General features: G+C 63.1%; 13 protein-coding genes. 10 read left to right on the top strand and 3 right to left on the bottom strand.

Annotation, left to right across the window (positions count from 1 at the left end; all coding sequences use genetic code 11):
* Positions 1 to 41: 41 nt before the first annotated feature.
* The 8 genes from wspR (at position 42) to AC3RCM_RS21945 (ending at position 7,968) form a co-directional block, all read left to right on the top strand.
* Positions 42 to 1,046, top strand: coding sequence for a Wsp signal transduction system regulator diguanylate cyclase WspR (gene wspR, locus AC3RCM_RS21980; protein WP_029615556.1), 1,005 nt, complete (start codon positions 42 to 44; stop codon positions 1,044 to 1,046).
* A gap of 136 nt (positions 1,047 to 1,182) precedes the next feature.
* A protein-coding gene (gene prfB, locus AC3RCM_RS21975) for a peptide chain release factor 2 (protein ID WP_061405587.1) occupies positions 1,183 to 2,278 on the top strand; the annotation gives its coding sequence in 2 pieces (ribosomal slippage) (positions 1,183 to 1,254 and positions 1,256 to 2,278; 1,095 coding nt in all).
* Positions 2,279 to 2,371: 93 nt separating this feature from the next.
* Positions 2,372 to 3,874, top strand: coding sequence for a lysine--tRNA ligase (gene lysS / locus AC3RCM_RS21970; protein WP_010952588.1), 1,503 nt, complete (start codon positions 2,372 to 2,374; stop codon positions 3,872 to 3,874).
* A 179-nt stretch (positions 3,875 to 4,053) separates the two neighbouring features.
* On the top strand, positions 4,054 to 4,758 hold the full coding sequence (locus AC3RCM_RS21965; protein WP_019437363.1) for a TetR/AcrR family transcriptional regulator: 705 nt from the start codon (positions 4,054 to 4,056) through the stop codon (positions 4,756 to 4,758).
* Between the two features lie 30 nt (positions 4,759 to 4,788).
* Positions 4,789 to 5,337, top strand: a complete 549-nt coding sequence (locus tag AC3RCM_RS21960; protein WP_064491441.1) for a hypothetical protein — start codon at positions 4,789 to 4,791, stop codon at positions 5,335 to 5,337.
* Between the two features lie 135 nt (positions 5,338 to 5,472).
* Positions 5,473 to 6,750 carry a flavohemoglobin expression-modulating QEGLA motif protein gene (locus AC3RCM_RS21955; protein WP_003252215.1) on the top strand — a complete coding sequence of 426 codons (1,278 nt, stop codon included), beginning with the start codon at positions 5,473 to 5,475 and terminating at the stop codon, positions 6,748 to 6,750.
* The gene (locus tag AC3RCM_RS21950; RefSeq protein ID WP_492629137.1) at positions 6,722 to 7,645 is read left to right on the top strand and encodes an alpha/beta hydrolase; all 924 of its coding nucleotides are present in this window, start codon (positions 6,722 to 6,724) and stop codon (positions 7,643 to 7,645) included. Before AC3RCM_RS21955 ends, AC3RCM_RS21950 begins: the two co-directional genes overlap by 29 nt.
* Entirely contained in the window at positions 7,642 to 7,968 is a 327-nt protein-coding gene (locus tag AC3RCM_RS21945; protein WP_003252219.1) for a PA3694 family proteiin, read from the top strand. Before AC3RCM_RS21950 ends, AC3RCM_RS21945 begins: the two co-directional genes overlap by 4 nt.
* A gap of 177 nt (positions 7,969 to 8,145) precedes the next feature.
* Here the strand turns inward: AC3RCM_RS21945 and lptF are convergent, their stop codons facing one another.
* The 3 genes from lptF to AC3RCM_RS21930 all read right to left on the bottom strand — a co-directional run bounded on the left by lptF (position 8,146) and on the right by AC3RCM_RS21930 (position 10,022).
* Entirely contained in the window at positions 8,146 to 8,937 is a 792-nt protein-coding gene (gene lptF, locus AC3RCM_RS21940) for a lipotoxin F family OmpA-related lipoprotein LptF (protein ID WP_020190165.1), read from the bottom strand.
* Between the two features lie 50 nt (positions 8,938 to 8,987).
* Positions 8,988 to 9,401: a DUF4398 domain-containing protein gene (locus AC3RCM_RS21935; RefSeq protein WP_020190164.1), complete on the bottom strand. Its 414-nt coding sequence runs from the start codon at positions 9,399 to 9,401 to the stop codon at positions 8,988 to 8,990.
* A 276-nt stretch (positions 9,402 to 9,677) separates the two neighbouring features.
* Positions 9,678 to 10,022, bottom strand: a complete 345-nt coding sequence (locus AC3RCM_RS21930) for a hypothetical protein (RefSeq protein ID WP_021785939.1) — start codon at positions 10,020 to 10,022, stop codon at positions 9,678 to 9,680.
* 181 nt (positions 10,023 to 10,203) lie between these two features.
* On the opposite strand from AC3RCM_RS21930, the gene ppc reads away from it, so the two are divergent.
* Both ppc and AC3RCM_RS21920 read left to right on the top strand, forming a co-directional pair.
* The gene (gene ppc, locus AC3RCM_RS21925; protein WP_064491440.1) at positions 10,204 to 12,831 is read left to right on the top strand and encodes a phosphoenolpyruvate carboxylase; all 2,628 of its coding nucleotides are present in this window, start codon (positions 10,204 to 10,206) and stop codon (positions 12,829 to 12,831) included.
* A gap of 31 nt (positions 12,832 to 12,862) precedes the next feature.
* The gene (locus AC3RCM_RS21920) at positions 12,863 to 13,078 is read left to right on the top strand and encodes a hypothetical protein (RefSeq protein ID WP_492629136.1); all 216 of its coding nucleotides are present in this window, start codon (positions 12,863 to 12,865) and stop codon (positions 13,076 to 13,078) included.
* Positions 13,079 to 13,084 lie beyond the last annotated feature (6 nt).

Genomic DNA, 13,084 nt, shown 5'->3' with positions numbered 1-13,084 from the left:
TGAATCACGCCGCCAGGCCGGTAGTGATCGGGTGAACAATGATGAATGATTTACCGATCGAAGGTTTCGCGACCACCAACGAAAACTCGGCGATGGTGCTGCTGGTCGACGATCAGGCCATGATCGGCGAAGCGGTGCGGCGTGGCTTGGCCAATGAAGACAACATCGACTTCCACTTCTGTGCCGACCCGCACCAGGCGGTGGCCCAGGCCATGCGCATCAAGCCCACGGTCATTCTTCAAGACCTGATCATGCCTGGCCTGGACGGCTTGACCCTGGTGCGCGAGTACCGCAACAACCCGGTGACCCAGGACATCCCGATCATTGTCCTGTCGACCAAGGAAGACCCGCTGGTAAAGAGTGCGGCATTTGCCGCCGGGGCCAACGATTACCTGGTCAAGCTGCCTGACACCATCGAACTGGTGGCCCGCATCCGCTACCACTCGCGTTCCTACCTGACCCTGCTGCAGCGCGACGAGGCCTACCGTGCCCTGCGCGTCAGCCAGCAGCAGCTGCTTGATTCCAATCTGATGTTGCAGCGGCTGATGAACTCCGATGGCCTGACCGGGCTGTCCAACCGCCGGCACTTCGACGAATACCTGGAGCTGGAATGGCGCCGGGCGATGCGTGAACAGCAGCAGTTGTCGTTGCTGATGATCGACGTGGATTACTTCAAAGTCTACAACGACAGCTTTGGCCATCTGGCCGGTGACGAGGCCTTGCGCCAGGTCGCCGAAGCCATCCGTAGCTCGTGCTCGCGGCCGACCGACCTGCCGGCGCGCTATGGCGGCGAAGAGTTTGCCCTGGTGCTGCCCAACACCTCGCCAGGCGGGGCGCGGCTGGTGGCCGAAAAACTGCGCCAGACCGTGCTGGGCCTTGGCATCCCCCATACTGCGCCGACGGCTGATACGTTCTTGACCGTGAGCATCGGCCTGGCCACCCAGACTCCGGCTATCGGCAGCCATTGCCGGCAGCTGATTTCGGCGGCCGATAAAGGTCTTTACCTGGCCAAGAACGGTGGGCGTAACCAAGTCGGCATCGCCTGAGCTCCTGGAGACGCGCGGCCTGTGTGGGAGCGCAGGTTGCCCTATCGACATACGACCGCCCGGCGGGTCTGCCGCCATGCTGCGGACTCGGTTATACTCGCGGGCTTTTCACCGAATTCGCACGAGTAGCCCGCCCATGGAAATCCAACCGATCCTGAACACCATCAAGGACCTCACCGAGCGTTCCCAGTCAATTCGGGGGTATCTTTGACTACGATCACAAGCATGACCGCCTGATCGAAGTCAACCGCGAGCTGGAAGACCCCAACGTCTGGAACAAGCCTGAGTACGCCCAGGCTCTGGGCCGCGAGCGTGCCATGCTGGCCCAGGTCGTCGAGACCCTGGACAAGCTGTCCAACGGCCTGGGTGACTGCCAGGACCTGCTCGACATGGCCGTCGAAGAAAATGACGAAGGCGCCGTCGGCGACGTCGTGACCGAGCTGGAAAGCCTGGAAGAAAACCTGGCCCAGCTTGAGTTCCGTCGCATGTTCAGCGGCGAGATGGACATGAACAACGCCTACCTGGACATCCAGGCCGGTTCCGGTGGTACCGAAGCGCAGGACTGGGCCAACATCCTGCTGCGCATGTACCTGCGCTGGGCCGACAAGCGTGGTTTCGATGCCACCATCATCGAGCTTTCCGAAGGTGAAGTGGCCGGTATCAAAGGTGCAACCGTGCACATCAAGGGCGAATACGCCTTCGGCTGGCTGCGCACCGAAATCGGCGTGCACCGCCTGGTGCGCAAGAGCCCGTTCGACTCCGGTGCCCGTCGCCACACGTCGTTCTCGGCGGTGTTCGTATCGCCCGAGATCGACGACAAGGTCGAAATCGAGATCAACCCGTCCGACCTGCGCATCGACACCTACCGCTCCTCCGGTGCCGGTGGTCAGCACGTGAACACCACCGACTCGGCGGTCCGTATCACCCACGTGCCGACCAACACCGTGGTGGCTTGCCAGAACGAACGTTCCCAGCACGCCAACAAGGACACCGCCATGAAAATGCTGCGGGCCAAGTTGTACGAGCTGGAAATGCAGAAGCGCAACGCCGCCTCGCAGGCGCTGGAAGACAGCAAGTCGGACATCGGCTGGGGCCACCAGATCCGCTCTTACGTACTGGATGACTCGCGTATCAAGGACTTGCGTACCGGCGTCGAGCGTAGCGACTGCCAGAAGGTCCTCGATGGCGACCTTGACCAGTACCTGGAAGCGAGCCTCAAGCAGGGCCTGTAATTCGCACCCCCATGCCGCGCTACCTGGCCAGCCGCCGGTAGCGCGTGCCCTGCCCGGAACGGGCAACGAATACCTGATGGAAAGAATGACGACATGAGCGACCTGAAGACCGAATCGCAAGACCTGCAACAGGAAGAAAACGCCCTGATCGCCCTGCGCAAGGAAAAACTTGCCGCCGAGCGTGCCAAGGGCAATGCCTTCCCCAACGACTTCCGTCGCGACAGCTACTGCAACGACCTGCAGAAGCAGTACGCGGACAAGACCAAGGAAGAGCTGGAAGCAGCCGCGATCCCGGTCAAGGTAGCCGGCCGCATCATGCTCAACCGTGGCTCGTTCATGGTTATCCAGGACATGACTGGCCGTATTCAGGTCTACGTCAACCGCAAGACCCTGCCGGAAGAAACCCTGGCCGCGGTCAAGACCTGGGACCTGGGTGACATCATCAGCGCCGAAGGCACCCTGGCCCGTTCCGGCAAGGGCGACCTGTACGTCGAAATGACCAACGTGCGCCTGCTGACCAAGTCGCTGCGCCCGCTGCCTGACAAGCACCACGGCCTGACCGACACCGAGCAGCGCTACCGCCAGCGCTACGTCGACCTGATGGTCAACGAAGAAACCCGCCACACCTTCCGTGTGCGTTCGCAGGTGATCTCGCACATCCGCAAGTTCCTCATCGAGCGTGACTTCCTTGAAGTCGAAACGCCGATGCTGCAGACCATCCCGGGCGGTGCGGCAGCCAAGCCGTTCGAAACCCACCACAACGCCCTGGACATGGCCATGTTCCTGCGTATCGCGCCGGAGCTGTACCTCAAGCGTCTGGTGGTCGGTGGCTTCGAGAAAGTGTTCGAGATCAACCGTAACTTCCGCAACGAAGGCGTTTCGACTCGTCACAACCCTGAATTCACCATGCTCGAGTTCTACCAGGCCTACGCCGACTACCGCGACAACATGGACCTCACCGAGGAACTGTTCCGCGAGCTGGCGCAACTGGTATTGGGCTCCACTGACGTACCGTACGGCGACAAGGTCTTCCACTTCGGCGAGCCGTTCGTACGCCTGTCGGTGTTCGACTCGATCCTCAAGTACAACCCGGAGCTGACCGCCGCCGACCTGCAGGACGTCGACCGCGCCCGCGAGATTGCCAGGAAGGCCGGCGCCAAGGTGCTGGGCCATGAAGGCCTGGGCAAGCTGCAGGTGATGATTTTCGAAGAGCTGGTCGAGCACAAGCTGGAGCAGCCGCACTTCATTACCGAGTACCCGTTCGAAGTGTCGCCGCTGGCCCGTCGCAACGACGACAACCCGGCCGTTACCGACCGTTTCGAGCTGTTCATCGGTGGCCGCGAAATCGCCAACGCCTACTCCGAGCTCAACGATGCCGAAGATCAGGCCGAGCGCTTCCTGGCCCAGGTGGCCGAGAAGGACGCGGGTGACGATGAAGCCATGCACTATGACGCCGACTTCGTTCGTGCGCTGGAGTACGGCATGCCGCCGACCGCCGGTGAAGGCATCGGCATCGACCGCCTGGTGATGCTGTTGACCAACTCGCCGTCGATCCGCGACGTCATCCTGTTCCCGCACATGCGTCCGCAGGCCTGAGTGAGCTGAACGAGCCGCCTTTCGAGGCGGCTTTTTCTTGCCTGAAGCTTTATGTTGTCAGTACCGGCCTCTTCGCGGGTAAACCCGCTCCTACAAAGGCCTTGTAGGAGCGGGTTCACCCGCGAATGGGCCAGCACTGACGAAACACTGCCCATGAGGTATCCCCCGTGACACCCGCCATGCCTGACCAAGGCGCCGCCGGCATCGCCACCGCCGTCGCCGAAAGCGTGCAATACCAAGGCCGCAAGACTGCCCGCCAAGGCAGCGAACAGCGTCGCCAGTTGATTCTCGATGCCGCCATGCGCATTGTCGTACGCGACGGCGTGCGCGGTGTGCGCCACCGGGCAGTGGCCGCCGAGGCCGGCGTGCCATTGTCGGCCACCACCTACTACTTCAAGGACATCGAGGACCTGCTCACCGATACCTTTGCCCAGTACGTCGAGCGCAGTGCGGCCTACATGGCCAAGCTGTGGGCCAATACCGAGGTGGTGTTGCGCCAGTTGCTGGCACAGGGCGATGGCAGCCCGCAGGCACGGGCGCGGCTGGCTGACGACGTGGCGCGCATGACCGCCGATTACGTTCAGCGGCAACTGCTGAACCGCCGTGACTTCCTGATGGCCGAGCAGGCTTTCCGCCAGGAAGCATTGCTGTGCCCGCGACTGGCTGAGCTGGTGTGCGCTCATGAGCAGATCCTGCTGCACGGCACCCGGCAATTGCTGCAGGTCGTGGGTTCGCGGCAGCCGGAGCAGGATGCACAGATGTTGACGGCGATTATCGAGCAGTTGGAATATCAAGGCCTGCTCAAGCAAGCGAATGCGCAAGCCGATGGGCAGATGCTCGCTATGCTTACCCGATACCTGCAGCTGGTGCTGGCATCGGCCTGAGCCGAGAACGACCTTTTCAAGGAGAACCTGATGAAAGCCTGGCGTGTGGTGTTGTTGACTTTGTCATTCCTGCTGCTGGGCGGTTGTCTGGTGACCTTCCATGAGCCCTTGCCCAGCAACCAGGCAGCACCCAAGGCCCTGCTCGGCAAGTGGAGCAGCAAGGACGCCTGGGGGGAGCCGTTGAAACTGGTGATCAGCCGTAGCGGTGGCGACGCCTACAAGGCGGTGGCCACGGCCAAGGGCAAGGCCCCTGAAGAATACGTGTTCACCGTGTCACGCCACGGCAACCGCTGGTACTTGTCGGCTGGCGTGCCCAAGCGCCTGGGCGGCAATTTCCTGATTGGCGGCTTCGATATCGTCGATGGCAAGGAACTGGTGGTCTACAACCTGGATGTCGAGCAGGTACAGCAGGCGGTGGGCAAGAAGGAACTGAGCGGTCGTAGTACCGAAGTGCCGGAGGACAACGGCGACGGCGTGCTGATCGACAGCCCGGCGGCGCGGGTGCTGGCCTACCTGGACGACCCGGCCAACTCCGACCTGTTCGTCGAAGTGGCGCGGTTCCAGCGCTCGGGCAAATGACCGTGTTGGCGTCTTCGCGGGCTTGCCCGCTCCCACAGGTATTTCACAGGTATCTGATCCTGTGGTGCCCCTGTGGGAGCGGGCTTGCCCGCGAAGAGGCCGGTACAGGTTTCGTGTACTAGAAAGGAGTCCCTGGTGGACGAATACCAGCAAACCATCCGCGCCCTGTCCGACCGCATCGTCGCGGCACAGACGCCGATCCGGGTCCTTGACGCGGTGAAGTGGGACGACAACATCCGCCAGGGCTTTCTCAAGGCCAAGGGCAAGGAGCCGCCGGCGGTTGATCGCGCCTACTACCAATCGCGCCCGCTGTCGTTCGACTCCAGCGCGGTCAAGGCCGAGTTCCAGGGCATCGAGCGCGACATCATTCGCCAGTTGGGCCAGTTCAACCCGGTCGGGCAGATCATGAAGCGCATGTGCCGCGAATACCGCATGGTGGTGCGCATGCTTGAAGCGCGCGGTACCGAGGACTTCGGCCTGATCTCCCAGGAGCTGTACGGCGCCGCCTCGGATGCCTTCCACGCCGGTGACCCGACCCTGGCCGACCTTGGCCTGATGCTGTCGGACTACCTGAACAACATCGATGGCCGTGGTGACCTCAAGGATGAGCCAAAGAATCTCACCGCCAAGGAGGCGGTGGAGATCCTCCAGCACCGGCTGAACAACGTGTTCGGCGAGGCCGAAGGGACCATTCGCGTGTTCGAGTCCGACGGTATCGTCGCCGACGCCGCAGCCGGTGCCGACTACATCAAGGTGCGTGCCGATGCCATGTTCAACGCCCGCGATGTGCGCGCCCTGGAGGTGCACGAAGGGTTGGTGCACGTCGGTACCACGCTCAATGGCCTGAACCAGCCGATCTGCACCTTCCTGGCCAAGGGCCCGCCCTCGTCGACGGTAACCCAGGAGGGCCTGGCGATTCTCATGGAGGTGATCGCCTTTGCCTCCTACCCCAGCCGCCTGCGCAAGCTCACCAACCGCACCCGTGCCATCCACATGGTTGAGGAGGGGGCAGACTTCATGCAGGTCTACGGTTTCTTCCGCGAGCAGGGCTTCGAGATGGCGCAGAGCTACAGCAACGCCAGCCGGGTGTTCCGCGGCTCGGTACCCAACGGCCTGCCATTCACCAAGGACTTGTCCTACCTCAAGGGCTTCATCATGGTTTACAACTACATTCAGTTGGCCGTGAAGAAGGGCAAACTGGAACAGATCCCGTTGCTGTTCTGCGGCAAGACCACCCTGGAAGACATGCGCACCCTGCGCCAACTGGTCGAGGAAGGGTTGGTCGAGCCGCCCAAGTACCTGCCTGAACAGTTCCGCGACCTGAGTGCGCTGTCGGCCTGGATGTGCTTCTCCAACTTCCTCAACCACCTGAGCCTGGATCGCATTGAAGCCGACTACGCGAACATTCTCTGAGCACTGCCGCCTGCTCGTCCTCGGCCTGGTCCTGCTGAGCCTTGGCGGCTGCAGCAGCCTGTTGTTCTACCCCGAGCGTGGTCAGGCCTTCACCCCTGAGCGTGCCAAGCTGGAATACCGCGATGTCACGCTGACCACTGCTGATGGCATCCGCCTTCACGGTTGGTGGCTGCCAGCCAAGGCCGGGGTCGAGGTCAAGGGCACGGTGCTGCACCTGCACGGCAACGGCGGTAACCTGCCAGGGCACCTGGGGGGTAGCTACTGGCTGCCGGAGCAGGGCTACCAGGTGTTGATGATCGATTACCGCGGCTATGGCTTGTCTCAGGGCCAGCCGAGCCTGCCGGAGGTGTACAAGGACATTGCTGCAGCCATGGCCTGGCTGCAGCAGGCGCCCGAGGTCAAGGGCAAGCCGCTGGTACTGCTGGGGCAGAGCCTGGGCGGTGCCATGGCCATTCATTACCTGGCGGCCCACCCCGAGCAGCGTCAGCGCTTCAGCGCCCTGGTGTTCGATGGTGTGCCGGCCAGTTACCGCGCGGTGGGGCGCTTTGCGCTCAGCACTTCCTGGATGACCTGGCCATTGCAGGTTCCGCTGTCGTGGCTGGTGCCGGACGGCGACAGCGCGATCCGCTCGATCGAGCGATTGAGCAGCCCGCCCAAGTTGTTTTTCCACAGTATCGACGACAACCTGGTGCCGATGGACAACGGCATCCGCCTGTATCAGCACGCGCCACCACCGCGGGTGCTGCAACTGACCCGAGGGGGTCACGTGCAAACCTTCGCCGACCCTACCTGGCGCCAGGTGATGCTGCGGTTCCTCGATGATCCCAGCCATTTCAACGGCCTGCGGCGGCTTGCCGAAGTGCCCAATTTCCCTGACGAGAAGAACAAGCAATGAGTGAAGAACGCAACGCCATCCCGCTGATCCTGACCGGCGTCGGCAGCATCATCGTGACGGTAGGGGCTTTGTGGTATTACGGTTACCTGCATTTCGCCAAGCCCGAAGATGCCCTGCTGCTGCAGGACTTCACCATGCTCAAGACCATCCCCGGCGAGGACTACAAGGTATCGCTGGACCCGGCACCGCAAGTGGCCCAGTGCGTCGACGGCGTGCTGGTGCTGTTCGACACCCAGCAGAAAGGCCTGACCGGCGTGCTGGTGGACAACCGCAAGCGCGCGGTGCGCTGCATGGGCGAAGAAACACCGCAGCAGGTGCAGTGAGCCATTATCCTTGCTGCCTGAACTCGCCTCTTCGCGGGCACGCCCGCTCCCACAGGGTCGCGCAAAACTCGAAACTGGCGCCGTACCTGTGGGAGCGGGCGTGCCCGCGAAGAGGCCCGAACAGGCAAAAGAAAGCCCCGCGTCGATCGCGGGGCTTGTCCTTTCAGCTAGCCAGCCTTAGCGCTGAACCTGGCTCACCGAGCGTGGTGCCACCGGCTGGTTGTCGTTGGAGATGGTCACCTCCACCCGACGGTTCTGCGCACGTCCCGAGTTGCTCGAGTTGTCCGCTACCGGGTACTCCTTGCCATAGCCCTGGGAAACGATACGCGCCGGATCTACCCCGGCACGTACCAGTGCCATGCGCACGCTGTTGGCGCGGCGTTCGGACAGTGTCTGGTTGTAGTTGGCCGAGCCGACGCTGTCGGTGTAGCCCTCGACGATCACCTTGCGTTCCGGGTTTTCCTGAAGGAACTGGGCCAGCTTGGTGATGTTCGGGTAAGCACTGCTCTTGAGTTCGGCCTTGTTGAAGTCGAACAGCACGTCGCCGAAGGTCACCAGCGTTCCGCGGTCGGTCTGCTTGGCGTTGAGGCTGTCCTGCAGCTTGGCGATCTGCGCGTCGCGGGCATCCAGCTTGGCTTGGGCGCGCTGGGCCGAGGCGTTCTTCAGTTCAGCTTCGGCGGTACGCAGGGCAATGGTCTGCTTGGCCACTTCGACGCGCTGGTTGGTCAGGTAGGCCAGTTGGTCGACTTTCTTCTCGTCTTCACGGTCCATGTACGCCTTGTCGGCCTTGTTCAGCCAGTCCTGGGCGTCCTTGGTCTCCAGTGCCGCGACCTTGCTCGCTTGCGGGTCGCTCTGCAGCGAGGAGAAGTTGGTGCGGGCCGCTTCCAGATTGGCATTCGGATCGTGCGAGCAGGCAGCAAGACCGACGCTCAGGGCCAGCAGGGCGGGAATCATGACGTGTTTGCGCATAGTGTTCATCCTTTGATCGTGTGCGAAGGCTAAGGTTGGCGGGGCAGGGCTCACTGAACGCTGCGCAGGCCTTCCTCACGTACGTCCTGAACGCCCTGGCGGGCATCCTGCACGGCCTTCTGGGCTTTGGCTGCCTGGGCCTTTCGTTCGGCGAGGCGTGCATCCCACTCGGCCTGTTGGGCCAGGCGCTTGGCCTCGTCGTACTTCTTGTCGTGCATGGCGATTTCGGCTTGCTTGAACTTGTCCTGAGCCGCTTTCATTTCAACGGCAGCGAACTCGGTACCGCCAGCGCTGACGGCGGAGTTCACGGCGGACTGGGTGACGGCATACTGCTCGGTGGGCGGATTGCCCGCACAGCCGGCCAGGACCAGGCTACTGCCCAGCGCCAGCGCGGCCAGCTTGAACCCGCGCACATGAGTGGATGACAGTTTGCTAGTGCGGGTCTTCATGGTGGTCAGCTCCATTGGATCACTCCTGATAACGACGATGTCCGTAGCAGTCCATCGCTCAATCCCTGACATAACCGCGCGCTTCAGTTCAACGGTGCACGAGGGCAGTGTGCAGGGTTTTAGCGTGATGGCTATTGGCTCCGACTCGAAGGTTTTTCGAATAGTTCAGAAAAAAGCGCCGTGATCGGATAACTATTTCTGACTGATCGGTCAGTGCGATTTGCCTGGAACTTTCCCAGGCTGGAGCGGTATTCCGGGCCTTGAGCAGGCCCGGAATGCTGGCGCGCAGGATTATTTGTCGCTGTCGACTGTCGCGTTGCTCAAGTTGTGCAGGTGCTGGCGCGACAGGGAGAGAAAGCGCGGCGTAGGACCAACGTCTTCGTACAACGGGTCGCCTTCTTCGTCGGTGGCGATGACCTGGCGACCCTGTACATAGGGGAAGCTGGCTTCCAGTTCTTCAAGGGCGGCGGCGACCAGTTCGCCGAGCAGTTCTTCGGCGGTGCGCTTGGGGTACATGTCGATCAGCGCGGCCAGGCGCGCTTCGGACTCCAGGTCCAGGTGCAGGACATGACCGGTACGGCTGAGGGTGCCGGCGGCATTCTGTTCCCAATGCTGGGCGAGTTCACGGATTTTCATGATGACCTCTGTTGACGCCTGGAAAGGCTGCACTGCATGGGAGTGCTGTGCTTTCACTTTAGTTTGGTTTGGCCGATCACGGCTTGCCATCGTCGCCCGGCTGTGGGCACTCTTGGGGGATACCGCTCGCTCCTGCACAGGGCGCGCTGAGGCTGATAGGGATGCAACGGAGAGGGCGCCAATGACCGATATCGATGTGCGTTTGCGTGAAGATGTCCATGTGTTGGGTGAGCTGCTTGGCGAAACCATTCGCCAGCAGCATGGCGATGCGTTCCTGCAGAAAATCGAGGACATCCGCCACAGTGCCAAGGCCGACCGTCGCGGCCCGGGTGAGCAGCTGAGCTCGACCCTGGCGGACCTGGCCGAAGAAGACCTGCTGCCCGTAGCGAGGGCCTTCAACCAGTTCCTCAACCTGGCCAACATGGCCGAGCAGTACCAGTTGATCCGCCGCCGCGACGCCGACCAGCCCGAGCCATTCGAAGCGCAGGTACTGCCCGAGCTGCTGGGGCGCTTGAAGCAGGCAGGCCACAGCAACGATGCCCTGGCCCGGCAACTGGCCAAGCTCGATATCCAGTTGGTGCTCACCGCACACCCCACCGAAGTGGCCCGTCGCACGCTGATCCAGAAGTACGACGCGATCGCCGGCCAACTGGCCGCACAGGACCATCGTGACCTGACCCCGGCAGAACGCCAGCAAGTGCGCGAACGCCTGCGCCGGCTGATCGCCGAGGCTTGGCACACCGAGGAAATCCGCCGTACCCGGCCTACGCCGGTAGACGAAGCCAAGTGGGGTTTCGCAGTGATCGAGCATTCACTGTGGCATGCCATCCCCAGCCACCTGCGCAAGGTCGACAAGGCCCTGCTGGAGGCCACTGGCCTGCGCCTGCCGCTGGAGGCCGCGCCGATCCGCTTTGCCTCGTGGATGGGTGGGGACCGTGATGGCAACCCCAATGTGACGGCTGCCGTCACCCGCGAAGTACTCCTGCTGGCGCGCTGGATGGCCGCCGACCTGTTCCTGCGCGACATTGATGCACTGGCCGCCGAGTTGTCCATGCAGCAGGCCAACGACACCCTGCGCAAGCAGGTTGGCGACAGCGCCGAACCCTACCGCGCAGTGCTCAAGCAACTGCGCGACCGCCTGCGTGCGACACGCGCATGGGCGCATTCGGCCTTGACCAGCAACCAACCGGCCGGTGCCGACGTGCTGGTGGACAACCGCGAGCTGATCGCGCCGCTGGAGCTGTGCTACCAGTCACTGCACGAATGCGGCATGGGCGTGATCGCCGAGGGGCCGCTGCTTGACTGCCTGCGTCGTGCGGTGACCTTCGGCCTGTTCCTGGGCCGCCTGGACGTACGCCAGGACGCTGCCCGCCACCGTGATGCGCTGACCGAGATTACCGATTACCTGGGCCTGGGGCGTTACGCCGACTGGGATGAGGAGCAGCGCATCGCGTTCCTCCAGGCCGAGCTGAAAAACCGCCGGCCCCTGCTGCCTGCGCATTTCAAGCCGCAAGCGGACACCGCCGAAGTGCTGGCGACCTGCAGGGAAGTGGCCGCTGCGCCGGCCGCCTCGCTGGGGTCTTACGTCATCTCCATGGCCGGTGCCGCCTCGGATGTACTGGCGGTGCAACTGTTGCTCAAGGAAGCCGGCCTGACCCGCCCCATGCGCGTGGTACCACTGTTCGAGACCCTGGCCGACCTCGACAATGCCGGCCCGGTCATGCAGCGCCTGCTTGGCCTGCCGGGCTACCGCGCGGGCCTGCGCGGCCCGCAGGAAGTGATGATCGGCTACTCCGATTCGGCCAAGGACGCCGGCACCACGGCTGCTGCGTGGGCGCAGTACCGGGCTCAGGAAAACCTGGTGCGCATCTGTGCCGAGCATCAGGTCGAGCTGCTGCTGTTCCACGGCCGTGGCGGTACGGTCGGGCGAGGCGGCGGTCCGGCCCATGCCGCGATCCTGTCGCAGCCACCGGGTTCGGTGGCGGGGCGTTTCCGCACCACCGAGCAGGGTGAAATGATCCGCTTCAAGTTCGGCTTGCCGGGCATTGCCGAGCAAAACCTCAACCTGTACCTGGCTGCCGTGCTTGAAGCCACGCTGTTGCCACCACCGCCCCCGCAGCCGGCCTGGCGTGAAGTGATGGACCAGTTGGCCGCCGATGGTGTCCAGGCCTACCGCAGCGTGGTACGGGAGAATCCCGATTTCGTCGAGTACTTCCGTCAGTCGACGCCAGAACAGGAACTGGGGCGCCTGCCGTTGGGCAGCCGCCCGGCAAAACGTCGCGCCGGGGGCATCGAAAGCCTGCGCGCCATCCCGTGGATCTTCGGCTGGACCCAGACCCGGCTGATGCTGCCGGCCTGGCTGGGCTGGGAAACGGCGCTGACCAATGCCTTGGCCCGAGGTCAGGGTGAGTTGCTGGCACAGATGCGCGAGCAATGGCCGTTCTTCCGCACCCGCATCGACATGCTGGAAATGGTGCTGGCCAAGGCCGATGCGCAAATTGCCGAGGCCTACGACGAACGTCTGGTGCAACCGCACCTGCGTCCTTTAGGTGCGCACCTGCGCGACCTATTGTCGCAGTCATGCCGGGTGGTGCTGGGCCTGACCGGGCAGCCGGTGCTACTGGCGCACAGCCCCGAGACACTGGAATTCATTAGCCTGCGCAATACCTATCTGGACCCGTTGCACCGCCTGCAGGCAGAGTTGCTGGCCCGCTCGCGCAGCCGCGAAGCCGCTCTGGACAGCCCGTTGGAGCAGGCCTTGCTGGTGACCGTGGCGGGTATTGCCGCCGGGCTGCGCAACACCGGCTAAGGGCAAGCCCGGGTCATGTCTGGCGCGTGCCATGCAGGGCCGGCACTATGACGGGGAGGGTGGTTGCGCCTGGCGCAACCGCCTGCCCGGTCAGCCGCAAGTGGCGCATTTCTGCAACTTTGGGACGCTTGTCTGGCTGCCGGGCGCTGTGTATCTTGAGCAGCCTTCTGACCGATTTATGGTCATACCCGATTTTCCGGACTTGGCCCTGGTCGCCGAATCCATTGAATTTCATAAAAAAATTTGAGGAGCA

It is taken from the genome of Pseudomonas sp. GW823-FHT05G12 (genome assembly GCF_058795575.1).
This window is presented reverse-complemented; position numbering and strand designations above follow the sequence as displayed.

Bases quoted from the DNA above. Each gene is read 5' to 3' on its own strand.
- wspR (WP_029615556.1), top strand. From the start codon at position 42: ATGAATGATTTACCGATCGAAGGTTTCGCGACCACCAACGAAAACTCG.
- lysS (WP_010952588.1), top strand. From the start codon at position 2,372: ATGAGCGACCTGAAGACCGAATCGCAAGACCTGCAACAGGAAGAAAAC.
- AC3RCM_RS21965 (WP_019437363.1), top strand. From the start codon at position 4,054: ATGCCTGACCAAGGCGCCGCCGGCATCGCCACCGCCGTCGCCGAAAGC.
- AC3RCM_RS21960 (WP_064491441.1), top strand. From the start codon at position 4,789: ATGAAAGCCTGGCGTGTGGTGTTGTTGACTTTGTCATTCCTGCTGCTG.
- AC3RCM_RS21945 (WP_003252219.1), top strand. From the start codon at position 7,642: ATGAGTGAAGAACGCAACGCCATCCCGCTGATCCTGACCGGCGTCGGC.
- lptF (WP_020190165.1), bottom strand. From the start codon at position 8,937: ATGCGCAAACACGTCATGATTCCCGCCCTGCTGGCCCTGAGCGTCGGT.
- AC3RCM_RS21935 (WP_020190164.1), bottom strand. From the start codon at position 9,401: ATGGAGCTGACCACCATGAAGACCCGCACTAGCAAACTGTCATCCACT.
- AC3RCM_RS21930 (WP_021785939.1), bottom strand. From the start codon at position 10,022: ATGAAAATCCGTGAACTCGCCCAGCATTGGGAACAGAATGCCGCCGGC.
- ppc (WP_064491440.1), top strand. From the start codon at position 10,204: ATGACCGATATCGATGTGCGTTTGCGTGAAGATGTCCATGTGTTGGGT.
- AC3RCM_RS21920 (WP_492629136.1), top strand. From the start codon at position 12,863: ATGCAGGGCCGGCACTATGACGGGGAGGGTGGTTGCGCCTGGCGCAAC.